Annotated in this window: 15 protein-coding genes and 2 pseudogenes; 10 read left to right on the forward strand and 7 right to left on the reverse strand. The window is 72.7% G+C overall.

The annotated features are described in order from the left end of the window. Positions 1-13: 13 nt before the first annotated feature. The 4 genes and pseudogenes from QFZ74_RS02050 (at position 14) to QFZ74_RS02065 (ending at position 4,658) form a co-directional block, all read left to right on the forward strand. Positions 14-1,219 carry an ROK family transcriptional regulator gene (locus QFZ74_RS02050; protein ID WP_307619051.1) on the forward strand — a complete coding sequence of 402 codons (1,206 nt, stop codon included), beginning with the start codon at positions 14-16 and terminating at the stop codon, positions 1,217-1,219. Beyond that, a pseudogene (locus tag QFZ74_RS02055) lies at positions 1,216-2,152 on the forward strand (Gfo/Idh/MocA family protein). The gene QFZ74_RS02050 and the pseudogene QFZ74_RS02055 overlap by 4 nt, the downstream one beginning before the upstream one ends. Positions 2,153-2,986: 834 nt before the next feature. Then, positions 2,987-3,328 (forward strand): DUF1330 domain-containing protein, encoded by a 342-nt coding sequence (locus tag QFZ74_RS02060; protein ID WP_307619052.1) that lies wholly within the window; start codon positions 2,987-2,989, stop codon positions 3,326-3,328. A gap of 37 nt (positions 3,329-3,365) precedes the next feature. Continuing rightward, complete coding sequence (locus QFZ74_RS02065) at positions 3,366-4,658, forward strand: MFS transporter (RefSeq protein ID WP_307619053.1); 1,293 nt, start codon at positions 3,366-3,368, stop codon at positions 4,656-4,658. Positions 4,659-4,684: 26 nt separating this feature from the next. Here the strand turns inward: QFZ74_RS02065 and QFZ74_RS02070 are convergent, their stop codons facing one another. The 4 genes from QFZ74_RS02070 to lnt form a co-directional block, all read right to left on the reverse strand. After that, positions 4,685-6,652: a GAF domain-containing protein gene (locus QFZ74_RS02070; protein WP_307619054.1), complete on the reverse strand. Its 1,968-nt coding sequence runs from the start codon at positions 6,650-6,652 to the stop codon at positions 4,685-4,687. A 74-nt stretch (positions 6,653-6,726) separates the two neighbouring features. Next, entirely contained in the window at positions 6,727-7,557 is an 831-nt protein-coding gene (locus QFZ74_RS02075) for a 3-hydroxybutyrate dehydrogenase (protein ID WP_307619055.1), read from the reverse strand. A gap of 56 nt (positions 7,558-7,613) precedes the next feature. After that, positions 7,614-8,093, reverse strand: a complete 480-nt coding sequence (locus QFZ74_RS02080; RefSeq protein ID WP_307619056.1) for an NUDIX domain-containing protein — start codon at positions 8,091-8,093, stop codon at positions 7,614-7,616. Between the two features lie 69 nt (positions 8,094-8,162). Beyond that, positions 8,163-9,770: an apolipoprotein N-acyltransferase gene (gene lnt, locus QFZ74_RS02085; protein WP_307619057.1), complete on the reverse strand. Its 1,608-nt coding sequence runs from the start codon at positions 9,768-9,770 to the stop codon at positions 8,163-8,165. A gap of 290 nt (positions 9,771-10,060) precedes the next feature. Between lnt and QFZ74_RS02090 the strand changes: the two are divergent. Further along, positions 10,061-11,045 (forward strand): annotated as a pseudogene (locus QFZ74_RS02090) (hypothetical protein). 34 nt (positions 11,046-11,079) lie between these two features. Here the strand turns inward: QFZ74_RS02090 and QFZ74_RS02095 are convergent. Both QFZ74_RS02095 and QFZ74_RS02100 read right to left on the reverse strand, forming a co-directional pair. Then, a complete protein-coding gene (locus QFZ74_RS02095; RefSeq protein ID WP_307619058.1) occupies positions 11,080-11,631 on the reverse strand; it encodes a hypothetical protein in 552 nt (183 codons plus the stop codon). A gap of 96 nt (positions 11,632-11,727) precedes the next feature. After that, the gene (locus tag QFZ74_RS02100; RefSeq protein ID WP_307619059.1) at positions 11,728-12,513 is read right to left on the reverse strand and encodes a glutamate racemase; all 786 of its coding nucleotides are present in this window, start codon (positions 12,511-12,513) and stop codon (positions 11,728-11,730) included. 57 nt (positions 12,514-12,570) lie between these two features. Here QFZ74_RS02100 and QFZ74_RS02105 point away from each other — a divergent pair, with 57 nt between their 5' ends. Continuing rightward, positions 12,571-13,746, forward strand: a complete 1,176-nt coding sequence (locus QFZ74_RS02105; RefSeq protein WP_307619060.1) for a glycosyltransferase — start codon at positions 12,571-12,573, stop codon at positions 13,744-13,746. Positions 13,747-13,756: 10 nt separating this feature from the next. On the opposite strand, the gene QFZ74_RS02110 is transcribed toward QFZ74_RS02105, so the two are convergent. Continuing rightward, positions 13,757-14,944, reverse strand: coding sequence for a TerD family protein (locus QFZ74_RS02110; protein ID WP_307624021.1), 1,188 nt, complete (start codon positions 14,942-14,944; stop codon positions 13,757-13,759). 327 nt (positions 14,945-15,271) lie between these two features. Here QFZ74_RS02110 and QFZ74_RS02115 point away from each other — a divergent pair, with 327 nt between their 5' ends. The 4 genes from QFZ74_RS02115 to QFZ74_RS02130 all read left to right on the forward strand — a co-directional run bounded on the left by QFZ74_RS02115 (position 15,272) and on the right by QFZ74_RS02130 (position 19,996). Then, positions 15,272-15,745: a DUF6643 family protein gene (locus QFZ74_RS02115; protein ID WP_307619061.1), complete on the forward strand. Its 474-nt coding sequence runs from the start codon at positions 15,272-15,274 to the stop codon at positions 15,743-15,745. Positions 15,746-15,787: 42 nt separating this feature from the next. Continuing rightward, complete coding sequence (locus QFZ74_RS02120) at positions 15,788-16,612, forward strand: MOSC domain-containing protein (RefSeq protein WP_307619062.1); 825 nt, start codon at positions 15,788-15,790, stop codon at positions 16,610-16,612. A gap of 175 nt (positions 16,613-16,787) precedes the next feature. Then, positions 16,788-17,393 carry a hypothetical protein gene (locus tag QFZ74_RS02125; RefSeq protein ID WP_307619063.1) on the forward strand — a complete coding sequence of 202 codons (606 nt, stop codon included), beginning with the start codon at positions 16,788-16,790 and terminating at the stop codon, positions 17,391-17,393. 161 nt (positions 17,394-17,554) lie between these two features. Beyond that, positions 17,555-19,996: a right-handed parallel beta-helix repeat-containing protein gene (locus QFZ74_RS02130; protein WP_307619064.1), complete on the forward strand. Its 2,442-nt coding sequence runs from the start codon at positions 17,555-17,557 to the stop codon at positions 19,994-19,996. Positions 19,997-20,199 lie beyond the last annotated feature (203 nt).

The raw sequence follows: 20,199 nt of genomic DNA on the forward strand, positions 1-20,199 counted from the left end.
GATGGGGGAACGCATGACGGGGAACCAGGGCAGCGCGGGGCATCTGCTGCGCCTGATCCGCACCGGACAGGCCACGACGCGGGGTGAACTCCAGCGCGCCACGGGGCTGTCCCGCTCCACCGTCGGCCACCGCCTCGATCAGCTCTTCGGCGCCGGATGGCTGCGTGACCGGGCGGGAACCTCGACCGGCGGCCGCCCGTCCAGCCGGCTGGAGTTCGACGCCGCGCACGCCGTCGTACTCGCCGCGGCCCTGGAGACCCGCCACGGCCGGGCGGCCGTCCTCGACCTGGCGGGCAACGTCCTCGCCGAGCGGACCGGCGCGCTGGACCTCGGCGACGGGCCCGAGGCCGTACTCGATCTGATCGCCCGCTGGTTCGGCCCGCTGCTGTCCGAGGCGGGCACCGACCCGGACAAGGTCTGCGGCATCGGCCTGTCCGTTCCCGGTCCGGTGGACTGGGAGAGCGGTCAGGTCGTCCAGCCGCCGATCATGCCCGGCTGGGACCGCTACCCGGTCCGCGAGCGGCTCCGTGCGGCGTACGCCGAGCACGTCGGCGGCCCGACGACGCCCACCGCGCTGCCGGTGCTGATCGACAACGACGCGAACCTCATGGCGTACGCGGAGCAGCGCGCCGGCTTTCCCGACTGCGGTGCGTTCGTCCTGGTCAAGGTCTCCACCGGTATCGGCGCGGGAGTCGTGGTGGACGGCGAGATCTACCGCGGCATCGACGGCGGCGCCGGCGACCTCGGCCACATCCGGCTCCACGACCGGCCGGACGCCCTGTGTATGTGCGGTTCCTACGGCTGCCTCGCCGCCGTCGCGAGCGGCCGTGCGCTCGCCCGCGAACTCACCGCGATCGGCATCCCGACGACCTCAGGATCGGGGGTGCGCGAGCATCTCGCGGCCGGTCAGCCCGATGCCGTACGCATGGCCCGCGAGGCCGGACAGCGGGTGGGCGAGGTCCTGGCCACCGTCGTCACCCTGCTCAACCCCGGGGTCCTCGTGATCGCCGGGGACCTGGCCGGGAGCCCCTTCCTGACCGGGGTGCGGGAACTGCTCTACCAGCGGGCCATGCCCCGTACGACCGCCCATCTCCAGGTGGTCACCTCCTCCCTCGGCGAGCGAGCGGGGCTGCGGGGCACCGCGGCCATGGTCGTCGAGCACCTGTACGCCCCCGAGCGGGCGGACGCCCGGCTCGCCGCACTCGGAGAGAGCTCATGACACGGAACGACACCACCGCGACGCCGCCGGCGGTATGGACCGGGCCGCCGGTCCGCGTCGGACTCGTCGGGGCCGGGGCCCTGGGCGCGCGCCATGCACGCCCGCATGCTGGCCGCCGGCCCCGAGACCGAGCTGGCCGGGATATGGGCCCGCCGTCCGCGGGCCGCCGAGGAACTGGCCGCCGTCCACGGGACGGTGGCCGCCCGGTCGTACGAGGAACTGCTCGACCGCAGCGAGGCGGTCGCGTTCGCCGTGCCGCCCGCCGTCCAGGCCGAGCTGGCACCCGCCGCCGCGCGAGCCGGGCGGGCCGTGCTGCTGGAGAAGCCGCTCGGTCCGGATCTGGCGTCGGCGCGGGCCGTGGCCGACGCGGTGGCGGCGGCCGGCGTCGTGTCACAGCTGGTCCTGACCAAGCGCTATCATCCGGCGACGCGGGAGTTCCTGCGACGGGCAGCGGCGGCCGACGTCCACGGCGCCCGTTCCTGTTACCTCCACGGGGCCTTCCTGGGCGGCGACTTCGCCACCCAGTGGCGGCTGGAGCACGGCGCGCTGCTCGACCTGGGACCGCACCTGCTGGACCTCCTCGACGCGGCCGTCGGTCCCATCGCGAGCGTGCGCGGCACCGGCGATCCGCGCCGCTGGATCGAGCTGACCTGCGAGCACGAGAACGGCGCGGTCAGCCAGGCCTCCCTGTCGGGGACCGTCCGGCTGCCCCGGGCCAGGACACGTATCGAACTGTTCGGTCCGGGCGAGGAGTTGGTGTACGACACGGCCGAACTCGACCACGACCTGTGCTGGCCGGTGCTGCGCGCCGAGTTCGCCCACGCGGTGCGCGCCCGCCCCGCCGTCGCTCTCGATGCCCGACGCGGACTGCGCCTCCAGGAGCTGATCGAGAGCGTCGGTCCGCTACGGCCTTCTTCGCCGGGCCCGCGGTGAGGTGCCCGCAGTCGACCCGGCCGTGGTGACCGCGCCCGGATACCCCTGTACGCGTCGGCGAGCCGTGCCGCCGCCCCGCTCAGCCTGCGGCGGGCAGCACGGAGTGCACCCTGCGGGAGCCAGCCGTGCCGCGCCGTCCAAGCCGTCGATTGTCACGGTCACCGCGTAGCCGATCCCGTCCGCGCCGCTCTCGGCGACCAGCCGGCCGACGGCGGCGAGCCGAGCAGGACCATCGTTCTGGTACGCCGGGTGAGCGCGTGCGGGCCACCAGGGTCTCCAGCGGCGGACCGGAGAGATCGCAGTCGATCAGTACGACGTCCGGCTGTTCGCGCTCCACCGTCTCGATGAAGCGGTCCCCGTCGCCGGCCTGGCCCACGACGCGGAGGTCGGCCTCCGCGCTCAGCAGCGCGGTAATGCCCTGGAGGTACAAGGAGGTCGAATGAGCCAGGACGATACTGACGCTTCCCTGATCCCGTAAAATGACGACCCCGCCCCGAACAAATGCGAAGATTCGAGCTCACTTCCAGGCAGGCACGATTTCAACGGATACTCCCAAACGAATACATGAAGGGCCGCCTACCGCAAGAATTCGGCCAGCGAGAGCATGTCCTGTAATTCCCGGAGGGGCCTCCGGTTGGCCACGCGTCGCCCAAAAGACCAGGTCACAGGCCCAACAGAGCGGGCGCGAGCACCCTCAGGAACCCCAGGCCGCCGATCATATTTCAACAAGGTTCCGCCGATGAGCTGCGCAGACGAATCGAAGGGTTGCCGCAAACCCTAAATGAATGATACATTCACCGGGGCATTGTTTCAGTGCGGATAAGGAAGCGAATCATGGCTGAAATTCCCGGTCCGGGAAAAGTCTACGCTCTGAATCTGTTCGACGTCGCAGACCGTGCGGAATACCTGGCGTATTCGCGCAGATCGGTCAAGGAAGTCACCGCCCACGGCGGCCGCGTGGTGGCTCTCGGAAAGTTCCGGGAGAGCGTCACCGGGGACATCACCCCGCGGCGCGTGCTCATTCTGGTGGAGTGGGACTCACCGGAGGCCTTCGCGAGCTACCGCGACGACCCGGAGCTGGCCACGCTCCACCCGCACCGCGAGAACGGAACGTCGGCCTACGTGTGGCACCTCTTCGACCGACTCGACGACCTCCGACCGCTGTTGAAGGACTGATTCGCGCCACACCGCGTCCGAACGGGAGGACCGTTCCATGACCACGGACAACCGATCGGCCCCGGAGGCCACGGGCAGCGGCGGGCGACGGTCCGCCCGGGCTTTCTGGACGGTGGCCGCCGGGGTCGGCGTGGTGCTGGCGGCCAACAGCACCCCGACCCCGCTGTATGTGAACTACCAGGAGCGCTGGGGCTTCTCCGCGACCACGCTCACCGCCGTCTTCGCCATGTACGCCGCCGGTGTCCTGGTGGCCCTGCTGCTCGTGGGCGGCCTGTCGGACCGGGTCGGCCGCCGCCCCGTCCTGCTGGGCAGTCTCTGCTTATTGATAGCGAGTTACGCCCTGTTCCTCGCCGCCGACTCCGTCGCCTGGCTCTACGTCGCCCGGGCCGTGCACGGCCTCGCGACCGGTGTGTTCACCGGCGCCGCCAGCGCGGCCCTGGTCGATCTGCACCCCCGCGGCGACCACCGGACCGCGGGACTCGTGAACAGCGCCGCCATGCCGAGCGGACTCGCCGTCGGCGCCGCGGTCAGCGGGGCACTCGCACAGTGGGGCCCCTCCCCTCTGCACACCCCCTTCCTCGTGCTCGCCGGCCTCTCGCTCGCCCTGCTCGTCGCCATCGCCCTGTGGGTTCCCGAGACCGTCCCGCTCGCCCCCGGACGGTGGTCACGCGTGCTGCGCCTCCAGCCGCTCCGGGTCCCGGCCAAGACGCGCCGTGAGTTCCTCATCGCCGGCACGGGCGTCGCCGTCGCCTGGGCCGTGGGCGGTGTGTATCTGAGTCTGGGCGGCAGTCTGGTCAAGGAACTGCTCCACAGCTACAACCCCTTCATCGCGGGCCTGGTGATCGTCAGCATGCAAGGCGTCGCCGGACTGGCCCAGTTGACGTGGACCCTGCGCTGGGGCGCCGTCTCGGACGGGATCACCTCGGCCATCGGCTGCGTCGCCCTGCTGCTCGGCATGCTGGCCGTCTCCGGAGCCCTGCTGGCGGGCAGCACCGCACTGTTCTTCACCGGTTCCGCGCTGACCGGCATCGGATTCGGACTCGCCTTCATGGGCAGCAGCCGCCGCATCACCCAGGTCGCCCCAGTCGAACGCCGGGGCGAGACCCTCGCCGCCTTCTTCGTCGTCGCCTACCTCGCCTTCTCCATCCCCGCGATCCTGGCCGGCTTCCTCTCCACCCGTGTCGGCCTGACGCACACGTTCTACGCCTTCGCCACCCTCACCGCCCTGCTCGCCGCCTTCACCGCGGTCCGCTCGGCGCGCCTTGCCGCATCACCTCGTCCCGCCGGTGCGGCCGCACGGGGAGGGTCGAAGCCGAGGGCGGAGGTGTGACCGGCTGAGCGGACCGGACGGCGGGGTCACTGCCGTCCGGGTATCGCCAACGCGTGGAGTCGCAGCGCCAGTTGGATCTCCAGCGCGCGAGCGGGGATCTGCCAGTCGTCGCCGAGGAGCCGGCCGACGCGGTCCAGGCGCTGGGCCACCGTGTTGACGTGGACGTGCAGTTCGTCCTTCGTGCGGGCCGGACTCATGCCGCAGGCGAAGTAGGCGTCCAGCGTGCGCAGCAACTCCGTGCCGCGCCGCTCGTCGTACGCCACCACGGGACCGATGGTGCGGTCGACGAAGCCGGTGACGTCGCGCTCGCCGGCGAGGAGAAGCCCGAGGAAGCCGAAGTCCTCGGCGGCCGCGCCGTCGCCGCCGCGGCCGAGGAGGCGCAGCGCGTCGAGGCAGCGACGGCCCTCGGTGTGGGCGGCGGACAGGGTGTCGGCGTGGCCGAGGAGGTCGGTGACGGGGGCGGAGGCTCCGACGGTGACCGGTTCGTGGACGGCGGTACCCAGCTGGCGTGCGGTGCGGCGGGCCAGGTCCGTCGCGGTGTCGCCGGGGTCGAGGGGCAGCAGCAGGACGGTGCCTCCGTCGCGGGCGGCCGCCAGACCGTGCCGGGTCGCGGCGAGGTGGGAGGCGGCGGCCCACAGTCTGCGGCGGGCCGCGGCCTCCTGTTCGGCGTCGGCCGCGGGGGTGTCGAGGCGGGCGGCCAGGACGACGTGGATGGCGTCGAGGTCGGCGTGCAGGCGGGCGGCACGCTCACGCAGCAGGCGCGGGTCGCGGTCGCGGGCGTCGAGCAGGTCGTCGAGCAGCTCGCCCCGGACGCGTTGCTCGGCCTCGGCGGCCGAGCGGCGGGCGAGCAGGAGCAGCGAGGTGACCATCGCGGCCCGCTCCAGGGTCCGTTGGTCGACGGGGTCGAGTCCCGGATGGCCGCGCAGCAACAGCGCGCCGAGGAGTTCGCCGCCGGCGGCCACCGCGGCGATCCAGTCGTCACCGTCGCGCACGGCGTGGCCTTCGGCCCGCGACGCCTCCAGCGCCCGGGGCGGTGGGCTGCCGGTCTCGGTGAACTCCACCGTTCCGTCCAGGACTTCGGCGACCGCGTCGGCCACGTCGTGGACCCCGCCGCCGCGCAGGACGAGTTCGGCGAGCCGGTCGTGGACGTCCGAGGCGCGTTCGATGACCGCGCTGCGGTCCCGGATGATCTCGTTGGCCTGCTCAAGGCCGGCCAGGGCGGAGCGGGTCTCGGTGAGGAGGTTCGCGGTGTCGATCGCGGACGCGGCAAGGGCCGCGAAGGAGCCGAGGAGCGCGATCTGTTCGCGTTCGAAGACCCGCGCGCGGCGGTCCGCCGCGTACAGGACGCCGATGACGTGCGGACCGAGCATCAGGGGCACCCCGAGGATGGCGACGAGCCCCTCGTCCCGTACGCCCGTGTCGATGGTGAGGGTGTGCTGGAAGCGGTCGTCCTTGAAGTAGTCGTCGGTGACGTAGGGGCGGGCCGTCTGCGCGACGAGTCCGCCGAGCCCCTCCCCCATGCCCAGGCGCAGCTGCTGGAAGCGGGCCGCGACGGATCCCTCGGTCACCCGCATGTAAGTGTCGCCGCGCTCCGGGTCGTTGAGGCTGAGGTAGGCGACGTCGGTGCCGAGCAGCGAGCGGGCGCGCTGCACGATCGCCTGGAGGACGGCGTCCAGGTCGCGCAGGCCGGACAGGTCGTGCGCCGTCTCGAAGAGGGCGGACAGCTCCGCCTCGCGCCGCCGCCGTCCCTCCAGTTCCGCGCGGACGCGCAGCGCGAGCTGCTTGGCGCCTTCGAGCGCGGCGATCCGGCCGGCGCCGCGGCCCTCGGCCCGGGCGAGCAGGACCGGCTGCTCGTACGCCTCTGCCGGAGCGCCGCGGGCGAGCAACTCGAGGAACGGCGCCTCCGCGCCCTCGGGGGGCGGGGCGAAGGCGCTGATCGGCACCCCGGCGACGGCGACGGGGTGCTCCGCGGACTGCACGTGATCGCGAGACATGCTCACAGGATTCCGTATCGTCCGCACATCCCGTCAGGCCTGTGGATAACTTCGGGGCGCCGGGCCCGGCGCGGTCAGTGAGCCGTCCAGCCCCCGTCCAGCACGACGGAGGTCCCGGTGATGAAGGACGCCTGCGGGCTGCACAGATAGGCCACGTTCTCCGCGACCTCCTCGGGCTCGATGAGCCGCTTCACGGCGCTGTCCTTCAGCAGCACCTCGGACAGCACACGCTCCGCCGGGATGCCGTGGGCCTGTGCCTGGTCGGCGATCTGCTTCTCGACCAGTGGGGTGCGCACATAGCCCGGGTTCACACAGTTCGAGGTGACGCCATGGGGTGCGCCCTCAAGGGCGGCGGTCTTGGACAGTCCCTCCAAGCCGTGTTTGGCGGCCACATAGGCGGACTTGAAGGCAGAGGCGCGCAGACCATGGACGGAGGACACATTGACGATGCGGCCCCAGCCTTGCGCGTACATGTGGGGCAGGGCTCCGCGGATGAGCCGGAAGGGCGCTTCCAGCATCACGGTCAGGACGGTGTGGAAGACGTCGGGCGGGAACTCCGCGATGGGACGTACCAGTTGGAGTCCGGCGTTGTTGACCAGGATGTCGGTGCCCGCGGCCGCGCGTTCGGCGGCGTCCAGGTCGGTGAGGTCCAGGACCATCGGTTCGACCGTGCCCGCGAGGTCGCGCGCCTGCTCGGCCAGCGTCCGGAGCCCCTCCGCGTCCCGGTCGACGGCTCTCACCGCGCCCCCCGCCGCCGCGAGCCGCAGCGCACAGGCCCGGCCTATGCCACTGGCGGCCCCGGTGACGAGGGCGGTACGACCGCCGAGGTCGAGCGCGAGGGCGTGCGGAGGGGAGGCGAGGGGCTGTGCGCCGGGCACCGGGCCGGCCGAGCTGGACGTGGTCATGGGCGGAACCCTAGGCAGACCCCGTGCCGTCACCACATGTGCTGACGACCCATACTTCAGCCAAGCCTCATAGGTTCGAACCATGTGGGTGACTCGGACATGGCCTGCTTGATCCGGAAGGTCCCGAACTCGTCCAGGTCGGGCAGCGCGTCCACCGGGAACCAGCCCACGTCCAGCGACTCGTCGTCGTTGACCTTCGCCTCGCCGCCCACGGCCCGGCAGCGGAAGGTGATGTCCATGTACTGGCAGACGTCGCCGTTGCCGTACGTGACCGGCTCCAGGGCCTGCACCAGCACGACCCGCTCGGTGACGCAGTGGACCGCCGTCTCCTCGAAGACCTCCCGTACGGCGCAGGCCGCGGGCTGCTCGCCCGGCTCCGGGATGCCGCCGAGCACCGCCCACTTGCCGGTGTCGGTGCGCCGGTTCAGCAGCACCCTGCCCTCGTCGTCGAAGACGATCACGGTGACCCCGGGGAGCCAGAGCAACTGGTGGCCCGCCGAGGCGCGGAGCGTCTTGATGAATTCAGGAGTAGCCATGGGCCCCGACCTTAGTGGGTCGACCGGACGCCGCCGCTCGGGCGCAGGGGGCGTACGGCGGTCGTACGGCTACGCGTCCCCAGCGCGTCGGCCGCGCATCCCGGCGCCGATCGCCCAGCCGAGCCCGCCCGCGGCGACCAGCACCAGGGCCATCTCGGGCAGGATGCCGAGCCGGGTGGCTGGGGTCAGCGACGAGCGCAGCGGGACCTTCTGGACCAGATGGGCGGGGACGAACATGCCGGTCTTCTGGGTGATCCGGCCGTCGGGAAGGATGATCGCGCTGACACCGCTGGTCACCGGGACGGTGACGGTGCGACTGTGCTCGACGGCGCGGATGCGGGACATCGCGAGCTGCTGGTAGGTCATCTCGCTGCGGTCGAAGGTCGCGTTGTTGCTCGGCACGGAGATCATCTGCGCGCCGTCGGTGACGGTGTCGCGCACGGCCCAGTCGAAGGCGGCCTCGTAGCAGGTCGCGAGCCCGACCTTGGTGCCACGGATGTCGAAGACGCCCGGCTCGGTGCCCCGGCTGAAGTCCTGGCGGACCATGCCGGTCCAGTCCTTGTTGATCGCCCCGATGACCGGCCGCAGCGGAAGGTACTCGCCGAAGGGCTGGATCTGCCGCTTGTCGTACGTCTGTGTGGGCCCCTTGTCCGGGTCCCACAGGATCTGCTCGTTCAGCAGCTTGCCGTCCCGCGCGACCACACCGCCGACCGAGACGGGCACGCCGACGGTCCTGGCCGCGTCGCCGATGACGAGGGCGGCGTCCGCGTTGGCGTAGGGGTCGATGTCGGAGGAGTTCTCCGGCCACAGGACGAAGTCGGGCTTCGGGAGCTTGCCGGCCCTGACGTCGGCGGCCAGCTTCCCCGTCTCGCGCGCGTGGTGGTCGAGCACGGCACGCCGCTGGGCGTTGAACTCGAGCCCCGCGCGCGGCACGTTGCCCTGGATGACCGCGACGGTGGCGGTGCCGTCCTCGGCCTTGTCGCTGACCAGCGGACGGACGGCCACCGCTGCCACCACCGGGACGGCCACGCTCAGCAGGGCCGCGGCCGCGGCGCCCTTGCGCACGGCGCGAGTGCGGCGCCCCTCGACGACCAGGCGCGCGGCCTCGTACAGACCGAATCCGCACAGGACCACCGCGAAGCCGAGCACCGGCGTGCCGCCGAGCGCGGCGAGCGGCAGGAAGACGCCGTCCGCCTGACCGAACGCGATCTTGCCCCAGGGGAAGCCGTGGAACGGCACGCGCGCGCGGACCGCCTCGCCGGCCGTCCACAGCGCGGCCGCCCACAGCGGCCAGGCCGGCAGCTTGGACACCGCCGCGACTCCCATGCCGACGAGGGCGATGAAGACCGCCTCGATGGCGACCAGCGCGAGCCAGGGTCCGGGGCCGACCTCGACGCCGGTCCAAACCAGCAGCGGCAGCAGGAAGCCGAGGCCGAAGAGGTAGCCGAGGCCCAGGGCCGCCTTGAGTCCGCGACCGCACAGCACCCAGGCCAGACCGGCGAAGGCGGGCAGGGCCAGCCACCACAGAGGGCGGGGCGGGAAGCTGACGTAGAGCAGCACTCCGCAGAGCGCGGCGACAGCGGCCGGGACCAGGCGCACGAGCCACCCGCGCGCGGTGGTCGCGCGCGGCGTTTCGAGCTGGTCCGGCTGGTCCACGGAAGTTGCGGTGACGGTCACCCGGGGAGTCTACGGCGGGTGGCTCAGGGGCCGACAGCACGGTCTGATCAGCGGCTCCATGTCCTCGCGACGGTCCGGGAAGAGGTCGGTTCGTGCGCGACTCGTCCACAAATCGACGGTCACCCGTTACGGTGTGCCGGAGCCTGCGGCGCATGGCCGGTTCACGGCCCGCGCGCGGGTCTGCCACAGGTCGGGGGACCTGGTAGGGGGGCGATGTGGTGAGCTCGGTGCATTCATCGTCCGCGTCCGGTGCGGACGCGGACGATGACAGACGAAACGTTTCGGACGCGGTGGGTGTGGCCGTCCTGGGGGCCTGCGCCACCTGGGCCCTGATCACGGCCGCCGCGCGCGACGGGCGCCCCGAAGGCGTCCTGCTCGCAGTCCTCGCGGTGGCCGCCGGCTACTCCTCGGGGCGGATCTTCGGCGCCCTGCTGCCGGTCGCCGCGCCCTGTACCGGGGCGTTCGCCGGGCTCGGCCTGGCTGTGGCCATGCCGCACCTCACCCCGGGGCCGCAGTTCAGCACCCCGCTCGGGCACGCCGGTGCGACGGCCGCGCTGCTGACGCTCGCCACGGGAGCCGCCTGCTGCGCCGCCTGGGCCACCTCCGTTCCGGCCCTGCGCCTCGCCCTCCGCGGTGCTCGCCGCCGCCATCGTGGTGACCGCGGCCGCCGTCGGCTCGCCCGCGGGATGCGCCCTGGGTGCCGCCGTCCTGCTCTGCTCGCTCGCGGCCGGCCGCATCCGCCACCGCGGCCGAGGCGTCATGGGACTCGCCGCCACGGCGGCCCTGGTGACCGGGACGACCTGGGCCGTCGCCGCACATGTGCTGCCGGACGCCCTCGCCGCCCCGCTGGAGGACCGGCTGTCTTCGCGCCGAGTCCAGCTGTGGCACGACGCCCATCGTCTCGTGGGTCAGGACCCTGCCCTGGGGACGGGCCCCGGCCGCTTCGGCGAGCTGAGCACCCTGGTACCGCAGGCGCTGCCGCCCGACGGCAAGCCGCACTCCGCGGCGCTCCAGCAGGCGGCCGAGCAGGGCCTCGTCGGCCTCGCGCTCCTGGCGGCGGCGTACTGCTGGGTCCTGCACGCCCTGTGGCGCACGCGCCGCCCGACGCCGATCGCGCTCACCGCGGGAGCGGCGCTGACCGCGCTGGTGGCGATCGCCGCCGTCGGCAACGCACTGAGCTTCACCACGGTGTCGGTGGGCGCGGGCGTGCTGGCCGGGCTGGCGACGGCGCGCCCATTGACCGGCGACACGCCGGAGGCGTCGGGCACGAGGTAGATCAGGATCCACCGGCAGGGCGTCGGGGACACCGTCAGTGTGTCGGCCCCGGTACGTCCGTCCGCAGCCGGTGCCTGATCATCCGTACCGCCGACTCCGCGTCGTCCACGGTGATCGTGAACGTGTGGCCGTCCCACAGGCGCAGCACGACGCCCTCGCCACGCCGTACGACGACCGCGGTGCCCTTCTCGGGGCGCCAGCGGTAGCCCCAGCCGCCCCACTGACGCGGGGTGACGTGCGGAACGAAGTCGGCGCCGGCCACATGGGTGAGCGGGATACGTCTGCGCGGCACACCGATGTGGCCGCAGCGCACCTCGACGCATTCCTGGTCGAGCCGCAGGTCGACGTGGACGAACGCCAGGGTGCCGAACAGGACCAGCAGGCCGCCCGCGATGCAGCCGACGACAGCCATGAGCAGCGGGACGATGCCGGACGTCCAGGCGGCCTCCACGGCGATCTGGATGCCGAGTGCCAGACAGGCCGCGCCGGCCAGCGCCAGCAGCCACTGGACCCGGTTCGTCGCACGTCCGGTCCAGACCTCGGCATGTGGGGTGCCCTCGGTGGGGACGTCGGGGTGCTCCCTCATGCCTATGAGACTACTCAAAGTTCCGCTGCGCCGACATGGCGTCGCGGAGGGTGACCATGGCCGCGCCTGGTCCGGATCGACCGCCTCGGCCGCGGGTCAGCGCGTAGCGCCGACGGTCTGGAGGAAGCGGCCTTCGGCGTAGCTCAGCGCGGTCGGGGGCAGCACCGACGCGCGCCCGCTGAGCAGCACCGTGAGCGAGCCCTCGGCCGGCGCGTCGGGGGTGGGCTGCGCGCCGATCCGGCGCAGCGCCTGGGAGACGACCGCGCCGGCGGTGCCGTGCAGCCGCAGGGGCTCGCCACCGGGCTGCCGCACCGCCGTGCGGATGCGCTCGCCGACCAGTTCGTAGTTGGTGCAGCCGAGGACGAGGGTGGTGATGTCCTCGGGTGTGCGTGCGGCGGCGGCACAGACGGCGGCCTCGATCGCCGCTTCGTCGGCATGGTGCACGGCGTCGGCGAGTCCGGGGCAGGGCACCTCGGCGACCTCGACGCCCGCGGCGAACTCCTCGATGAGTCCGCGCTGGTAGGGGCTGCCGGTGGTGGCGGGGGTCGCCCAGATCGCGACCGGGCCGCCGCCCGCCGCGGCCGGCTTGATCGCCGGGACGGTGCCGATGATCGGCAGGCCGGGCTCGAAGCGGGCCCGCAGCTGGGGCAGGGAGTGCACGGAGGCGGTGTTGCAGGCGACGATCAGTACGTCGGGGCGGTATGCCGCGGCGGCCTCGGCGACGGCCAGGGCGCGCTCGGTGATGTCCTCCGGGGTGCGCGGTCCCCACGGCATCCCGTCGGGGTCCCAGGAGAGGATCAGATCCGCGTCGGGCCGCATACGACGGGCCGCTGCGGCGGCGGGGAGCAGGCCGATTCCGGAGTCCATGAGCGCGATCTTCACCCGGTCACGATAGTCGATGCCCCGTGTCGGGCCGTTCGAGTGGGGCACACTTCGCGGGTGAGCGCCATCGTGTGGATCGCCGTCGTATCCCTCGCCGCCTGGCTGTGGCTGCTCCTCTGCCAGGGCTTCTTCTGGCGGACGGACGTCCGGCTGCCGCCCCGGCGCGACCCGGAGGTCTGGCCGTCCGTGGGCGTCGTCGTCCCGGCCCGCGACGAGGCCGAGGTGCTCCCGGCGAGCCTGCCGTCGCTGCTCGCGCAGGACTACCCGGGCCGGGCGGAGGTCTTCCTGGTCGACGACGGCAGTTCGGACGGCACCGGGGAGCTGGCCCGCGAACTGTCCCGCCGCCACGGCGGGCTGCCGCTCACCGTGGACTCCCCCGGCGAGCCGCCCGCGGGCTGGACGGGCAAGCTCTGGGCGGTGCGTCATGGCATCGCGCTGGCCCGCGCGCGGGAGCCCGAGTTCCTGCTCCTGACGGACGCGGACATCGCCCATGCGCAGGGCAGCCTGCGCCAGCTGGTGGCGGCGGCGCACACAGGCGAGTTCGACGTCGTGTCGCAGATGGCCCGGCTGCGGGTGGAGAGCCTGTGGGAGCGGCTGGTGGTGCCGGCCTTCGTCTACTTCTTCGCCCAGCTGTATCCGTTCCGCCGGATCGGCCGGAAGGGGACGCGGACGGCGGCCGCGGCGGGCGGCTGCGTCCTGCTTCGCGCGACGGCGGCGCAGCGGGCGCGGATCCCGGACTCCATCCGGCACGCCGTCATCGACGACGTGGCGCTCGCGCGCGCCGTGAAGGGCGGCGGAGGCCGCGTCTGGCTGGGGCTCGCCGCGGGCGTGGACAGCGTCCGCCCCTATCCCCGGCTGCACGATCTGTGGCGGATGGTCTCGCGCAGCGCCTACGCCCAGTTGCGGCACAACCCGCTGCTGCTGCTCGGTACGGTCGCCGGTCTCGCCCTCGTCTACCTGGTGCCGCCCGCGGCCGTGGTGGCGGGCGGCGTCACGGGACGTACGGCGTGCACGGTGGCCGGCGCGGCGGCGTGGCTCGTCATGGCGGCGACGTACGTGCCGATGCTCCGCTACTACCGCCAGCCGCTGTGGCTCGCTCCCCTGCTGCCGTTCACCGCGTTCCTGTACCTCCTCATGACGGTCGATTCGGCGGTGCAGCACTACCGGGGGCGCGGGGCGGCGTGGAAGGGGCGTACGTACGCCCGCCCGGAGGCCGTGCCCGACGAGGGCTGACCACGGCCGTTCACTTGCGGCCGGGCGTCCAGTTCATGCCCCACCCGTAGGCGCGGTCGACCGTCCGCTGCGGGCTGACCCGGCGGTCCGGGACCAGGTAGCGGGCCTCGCGGCGGACGACGAGGTCGCCGCCGGTGTTGGTGAGCAGGGCGAGCGCGCACACCGTCGAGGGGACCGTGCACTCGTCGAGCGAGAAGTCGATCGGGGCGCCGTGCTGGGGCTGGAGGGCGACCGTGGCGTTCAGGCCGGCGAAGGAGTGGGCGCCCTCGTAGAGGGTGACGAAGACGAGGATGCGCCGGAAGTCCTGGGTGTGGTCGAGGTTGACGGTGAGGTTCTCACCGCTCGTGGCGGCGCCGGTGCGGTCGTCGCCGTCGAGGTGGATGTACGGCGGGCGGTGCAGCGAGCCGAACGCGTCGCCCAGGGCCTGGACGACGCCTTTGCGGCCGTCGGCGAGCTCGTAGAGGGCGCACAGGTCGAGGTCGAGATCCGGGTGCCGTGCGCCGGGTCGCGCCGAGAAGTGCTTGCGCGTCTGCCAGTTGAGGTTGACTCGCAGGGCGCCGGAGCTGCCGCCCTGCTTGGCCAGCGAGACGGTGGGGGCGGTTTTGGTGAGCGTGACCTTGCCGAGGCGGACAGGCTCGGCGGCCAGGGGCGCGGGGCGTTGCGGTTCGTCGACGGTGATCCCGAAGTCCGTGGCGAGGCCCTCGAGTCCGGTGCTGTAGCCCTGGCCCACGGCACGGAACTTCCAGGCGCCCTGGCGGCGGTAGAACTCACCGAGCAGGAAGGCGGTTTCGTCGGTGGCGCCCGGGCTGTCGAAGCGGGCGACGACCTCGTCACGGGCGAGGTCGCGGACCTCGATGTACAGGCCGGGGACCTGCCCGAACGTCCCGCCGTCCGCGGAGGCGGCGAGGACCACCCGCTCGACGGACCCCTCCACGCGCGCGAGGTCCACCAGGAGGCTGTCGGTCACCCGGCCCCCGGCTTCCCGTTTCCCCTCGTGGCGGACCGCGCCGGAGGAGTGGAGCGGCTGGTTGTAGAAGACGAAGTCGCCGTCGGAGCGGACCCGTCCGCCCGTGAGCAGCAGGGCGGAGGCGTCGGCGTCCGGGACGCCCGGTCCTGAGCGCCACCCGATTTCGACGCGCAGGACCGTCGTCGGCACCGGCGCATTCGATCCTTTCGGCATTGCCATGTCGGCCCCCATCGCGCTCACGTGCCACCACGCCGGCCCCACCCGGCCGTCCCTTTCGATCTCTTGCCGCCCGCGGCCTCCTCTACCCGTCCGACCCATTACCGGGTCGGTGCAGGGATCATTGAAGCGACCGTCGAACTCCCCTGCTTGACACGGCAGGTGCGCCTGTCAACCCCCGGTAACCTGCCGAAAACCCGCCCTTTACTAGATCCGTGCGCGGATCGCCGTCCTATTTTGCCAAGTTCGCTCGGATTGGGGATCCCGCGTCACCGCCGACACGGAAATCAACCCTCTTATCGGTCTCCCCAACCAGCACATCGTGGGCTTAACTTATGTGCCATGACCTCCCCCCGCTCCACTTATGGCGGCGGCTACTACTCCGCCTCCTTCCCGGACACCCCGATCTACGACTCGCTCGTCGCCGAGCGAGGCACCCCGCAGATCGCCCCGATCCGGGTCCCCGCCGCGTACGACATGCCTCCAGCCCCTCCGGTCAGCAACCTCCCCGCGCTGCCGTCGGCCCTGCCCGCGCTCCCGGCGGGCCCGTCCCACCAGGCCGCGCCCGCCCCCGCCTACGGCTACCCGCAGCAGCAGCCGGCCCCGATGCAGCAGGCGCCCACGGCCTACATCCCGCAGCAGGCCACCGCGCCACGCGGCTACCCCGGTCAGCAGGCCCAGCAGCCGCAGTACCCGCAGCGGCCGATGGCGCCGGGCACCGGCTACGAGGCGATGCGGCCGGCGGCTCCCCGTCCGGCCCCGACGCCGTACCAGGACCCGTACAACAATCAGCAGCAGCAGTACCGCGGCTACTGATTCGCGCCCCCGGCTGTCGGTGCCGCCTGGCACGATGGCGTCATGGGGAATGCCGAGCTTTCGTCGATCCACCTCCATCCGGTCAAGGCGTTCCGGGGCTGCTCGCCCCGGACGGCCGCGGTGGAGCCCTGGGGGCTAGCCGGTGACCGGCGCTGGGCGCTGATCGACAACGGGGGAAAGGTCGTCACACAGCGCGAACAGCCGCGGCTGGCACTGTCCGCCGCCGAGCCCGTACCCGGCGGCGGCATTCGCCTGTCCGCGCCGGGACGCGAGGCGCTGACGGTGCCCGTCCCCGGACCGTCGGGCACGGTGCCGGTGAACCTCTTCGGTACGAAGGTGGAGGCCGTCCTGGCCGGGGAGGCCGCACACGCCTGGTGCGGTGACTACCTGGGGGCCGAGGTACGCCTCGTCCATCTGGACGATCCGGCCACGCGCCGCCCGCTCGACCCGGAGTACGCGCGGCCGGGCGAGACGGTGAACCTCGCGGACGCCTTCCCGTTGCTCCTCACCACACTCTCCTCGCTCGACGCGCTCAACGCGTTGATAGCCGGGGGTGACCACGCCTGCGAGGGCCCGCTGCCCATGAACCGCTTCCGGCCGAACGCGGTCGTGGCCGGGACGGAGGCCTGGGCGGAGGACGGCTGGTCGCGCATCGCGATCGGCGAGGTCGAGTTCCGGGTCGCGAAGAGCTGCGGGCGGTGCCTCGTGACCACGACCGACCAGGAGTCGGCGGAGCGCGGCCGCGAGCCCCTGCTCACCCTGGCGCGGCACCGCCGCATCGACCGCGGTCTGATGTTCGGCCGGTATCTGGTGCCCCGGTCGGCCGGCACGATCCGGGTGGGCGACCCGGTGCGGATCCTCGCCTAGTCGATCACGGCGAACGGGGAACCCCTCGGCGGGGTCCGGTCGTTGAGATGTCGTGAGAAGTTCACGCACGACCGTGGGTGGAGTTCAGAGGTGATTTCGCTCTCTCTTCACCCGGGTCCGCGCGTGAACCGCCTCGCCGGGGGTTATCACGGAGCGGGAAGGGGGTGGTGGCACGGTGCGGGCAATCAGCGGCCTCTGGCGCTGGCGGCACAATCCGCTGTGCCGCACGACCGATCTGGTCGAGGCATGGGTGGCTCTCGCGGCCCTCATGCTGATCGTGGCGACCGCGCCGGTGATCGGTGTGCTCGTCGGTTCGATGGCGCAGGACTCCCTCCAGCGGTCCGCACGGCACCAGTTGCACGCCCGGCACCTGGTGACGGCCACCGTGGTGCGCAAGCTGTCCGGCGCCGCGCTGGAGCCCGACTCCGAGATCGCGACCGCACGCGACGCCCGCAGCCGTGTCCTCGCCGTCTGGACCGCGCCGGACGGTGCCCATCGGCGCGGCCGAGCCATGACGAGCCTCAAGTCCCCGCACCGGGGCGACCACTTCAGGTTCTGGACGAACGCGCACGGCCGAATAGTGGGCCGCCCGCTGGAGCCCGCCGCGGCGACGACGCACGCCGTGCTCGCCGGGTTCGGCGCGGCGACACTGGCCGCGGTCCTCGTCGAGGGCGGCCGACGGACGGTCGTGTGGCACATGGTCCGCCGCCGGTACACGCGTTGGGACCAGGCCTGGGACCGGACGGGTCCGGACTGGGGCAAGGCAGGCACGGGCAGCTGACCGCCTTCCGCCTCTGGTCAACCCACCGCCTGTGCGCACGCTACGGTGGACCGGCCGAAGCATTCGGCATTCGACCCGCGCGCGAGTAAGTCGCCGGGGCTCAGTACTGCCCCGTAGGCGAACGAGCCATCAGTACCACGAGGTGGGGGCACAGCAACGCCATGGCACAGGGCACGGTCCAGGTGACGCACACCGGTACATCGCGGTGGCGCCGCCGCACGGGTGAGTACGCTTCGCTCGCGGCCGCCCTCGAGGTCGCGGCCGACGGCGACGTCCTCACCATCGCACCCGGCACCTACCGGGAGAACCTCGTCGTCCAGCGCGCGGTGACGCTGCGCGGGCCCGAGGGCTCGCCCGGCTCGGTGCGGATCGCGCCCGCCGACGGGGTGCCGCTGACGGTGCGCGCCTCCGCCGTCGTGCAGGACCTGCACATCGAGGGACAGGACTCCGCCGCGCCCGCGCTGCTGGTCGAGGAGGGCACGCCGGAGCTGTTGGACGTGCGTATCGTCAGCCGGTCCGCCGCGGGCATCGAGGTGCGCGGGGGTGCGCGCCCGACCGTGCGGCGCTGCACCGTCGACAACCCGGCGGGCAACGGCATCGCCGTGGTCGACGGCGGCGGCGGTGTGTTCGAGGAGTGCGAGGTGCTGGCCGCCGGGCAGTCGGGCGTGGCGGTACGGGACGGCGCGCGCCCTCGGCTGGAGCGCTGCCGGGTGCACCACGCCTCGGGCCCCGGCCTGATGGTGACCGGCGAGAACTCGGCGCTGGAAGCCGTGGGTTGCGAGATCTACGAGGTGCGCGGCTCGGGCATCCAGGTCACCGCGCACGGAACGGCCCACCTCACCGACTGCGAGGTGCACCGCACGAGCGCCGACGGCGTCACGCTGGACACCGACGCCGTCCTCACGCTCGCCGACTGCCGTATCCACGACATCCCGGAGAACGCGGTCGACCTGCGCTCCCGCTCGGTGCTCACGCTGACGCGGACGACGGTGCGTCAGTTCGGGCGCAACGGCCTGTCGGTGTGGGATCCGGGGACGCGGGTCGACGCCAACCAGTGCGAGATCTTCGACAGCACCGGGGACTATCCGGCGGTGTGGGTGAGCGACGGCGCCACGGCGGTCCTCGACTCCTGCCGTGTGCACGACGTACCGGACGCGCTGTTCGTCCTGGACCGGGGCTCGCGCGCGGACGTGGTGGACAGCGATCTGTCCCAGGTGCGCAACACGGCCGTGTCGGTGAGCGACGGTGCGACGGCGCAGTTGGACGACTGCCGGATCCGGGAGGCGGCCACCGGTGCGTGGTTCCGCGATCACGGCAGCGGCGGCACGCTCAACAACTGCACCCTCGACGGCACCCAGACCGGCGTGATCGTCACCAAGGGCGCGGACCCGACCATCGAGCGCTGCACGGTGGAGTCCCCCTCGGAGGCGGGTTTCTACGTCTCGGCCGGCGGCCGCGGCAGCTTCCAGGACTGCCGGGTCACGGGCAGCGGCGGGTACGGCTTCCATGTCATCGACGGCTGCCGTACGACGCTGCGGAAGTGCCGTACGGAGCGGTGCGCGCGCGGGGGTTACGAGTTCGCGGACGGCGGTCCGGAGTCGGGGTCGGCCACGGGGCCGGTCGTGGAGGAGTGCACCAGCGACGAGAGCGGCGGCGTCCGGGCGGCCGCGTCGCGGGAGACGGCCGTGCAGCAGCCGGCGACCGCCTCCATGGGCCTGCTGGGCTCGATCCCCGGCCAGCGCAGCACCGAGCAGGAGCCGCTCGTCGCCCCCGCCGAGCCGGAGAAGCCGGCGCGGACCTCGCAGGACGTGCTCGGTGAACTCGACGCGCTGGTCGGCCTGGACAGCGTGAAGCGCGAGGTCCGCGCGCTCACCGACATGATCGAGGTGGGCCGGCGTCGGCAGAAGGCGGGGCTGAAGGCGGCCTCGGTCAAACGCCATCTGGTCTTCACGGGGTCCCCCGGTACCGGCAAGACGACGGTCGCCCGGCTCTACGGCGAGATCCTCGCCTCGCTCGGCGTGCTGGAGAGGGGCCATCTCGTCGAGGTGTCCCGGGTGGACCTGGTCGGCGAACACATCGGCTCCACCGCGATCCGCACCCAGGAGGCCTTCGAACGGGCGCGCGGCGGCGTGCTGTTCATCGACGAGGCGTACGCGCTCTCCCCGGAGGACGCCGGGCGTGACTTCGGCAAGGAGGCCATAGACACGCTCGTGAAGCTGATGGAGGACCACCGCGACGCGGTGGTGGTGATCGTCGCGGGCTACACGGCGGAGATGGAGCGTTTCCTCTCGGTCAACCCCGGTGTGGCGTCCCGCTTCTCCCGGACCATCACCTTCAGCGACTACGACCCCGAGGAACTGCTGCGGATCGTGGGGCAGCAGGCCGACGAGCACGAGTACCGGCTTGCGCCGGGAGCCTCGGAGGCGCTGCTGAAGTACTTCACGGTGCTGCCCAAGGGGCCGGCGTTCGGCAACGGCCGTACCGCGCGGCAGACGTTCGAGGCGATGGTGGAGCGGCACGCGAGCCGGGTCGCCCACCTCGACGACCCGAGCACGGACGACCTGACGCTGCTGTTCCCGGAGGACCTCCCGGAGCTGCCCTAGGACGAAAGACCCTGGCCCGGACCGCCGCCGCCCACCGGGAGATCGGGAAGCGGGGGCACCGGCTGCTCGGTCTCGTCGACCTCCGCGGGCCCCGGCCCGTAGGTCCCGGCTCCTTCGCGCGCGCGGACGAGGTCGGCGCGCGCGCCGGTCAGCAGCGCGATCGCCTTGATCACGGCCGCGATGCCGGAGCCGATCCCGAGGCC

This window comes from Streptomyces sp. V3I7, from assembly GCF_030817495.1.
Lineage (GTDB): Bacteria > Actinomycetota > Actinomycetes > Streptomycetales > Streptomycetaceae > Streptomyces.

Bases quoted from the DNA above. Each gene is read 5' to 3' on its own strand.
- QFZ74_RS02050 (WP_307619051.1), top strand. From the start codon at position 14: ATGACGGGGAACCAGGGCAGCGCGGGGCATCTGCTGCGCCTGATCCGC.
- QFZ74_RS02110 (WP_307624021.1), bottom strand. From the start codon at position 14,944: ATGGGGGCCGACATGGCAATGCCGAAAGGATCGAATGCGCCGGTGCCG.
- QFZ74_RS02065 (WP_307619053.1), top strand. From the start codon at position 3,366: ATGACCACGGACAACCGATCGGCCCCGGAGGCCACGGGCAGCGGCGGG.
- QFZ74_RS02115 (WP_307619061.1), top strand. From the start codon at position 15,272: ATGACCTCCCCCCGCTCCACTTATGGCGGCGGCTACTACTCCGCCTCC.
- QFZ74_RS02060 (WP_307619052.1), top strand. From the start codon at position 2,987: ATGGCTGAAATTCCCGGTCCGGGAAAAGTCTACGCTCTGAATCTGTTC.
- QFZ74_RS02095 (WP_307619058.1), bottom strand. From the start codon at position 11,631: ATGAGGGAGCACCCCGACGTCCCCACCGAGGGCACCCCACATGCCGAG.
- QFZ74_RS02080 (WP_307619056.1), bottom strand. From the start codon at position 8,093: ATGGCTACTCCTGAATTCATCAAGACGCTCCGCGCCTCGGCGGGCCAC.
- QFZ74_RS02070 (WP_307619054.1), bottom strand. From the start codon at position 6,652: ATGTCTCGCGATCACGTGCAGTCCGCGGAGCACCCCGTCGCCGTCGCC.
- QFZ74_RS02120 (WP_307619062.1), top strand. From the start codon at position 15,788: ATGGGGAATGCCGAGCTTTCGTCGATCCACCTCCATCCGGTCAAGGCG.
- QFZ74_RS02130 (WP_307619064.1), top strand. From the start codon at position 17,555: ATGGCACAGGGCACGGTCCAGGTGACGCACACCGGTACATCGCGGTGG.
- QFZ74_RS02075 (WP_307619055.1), bottom strand. From the start codon at position 7,557: ATGACCACGTCCAGCTCGGCCGGCCCGGTGCCCGGCGCACAGCCCCTC.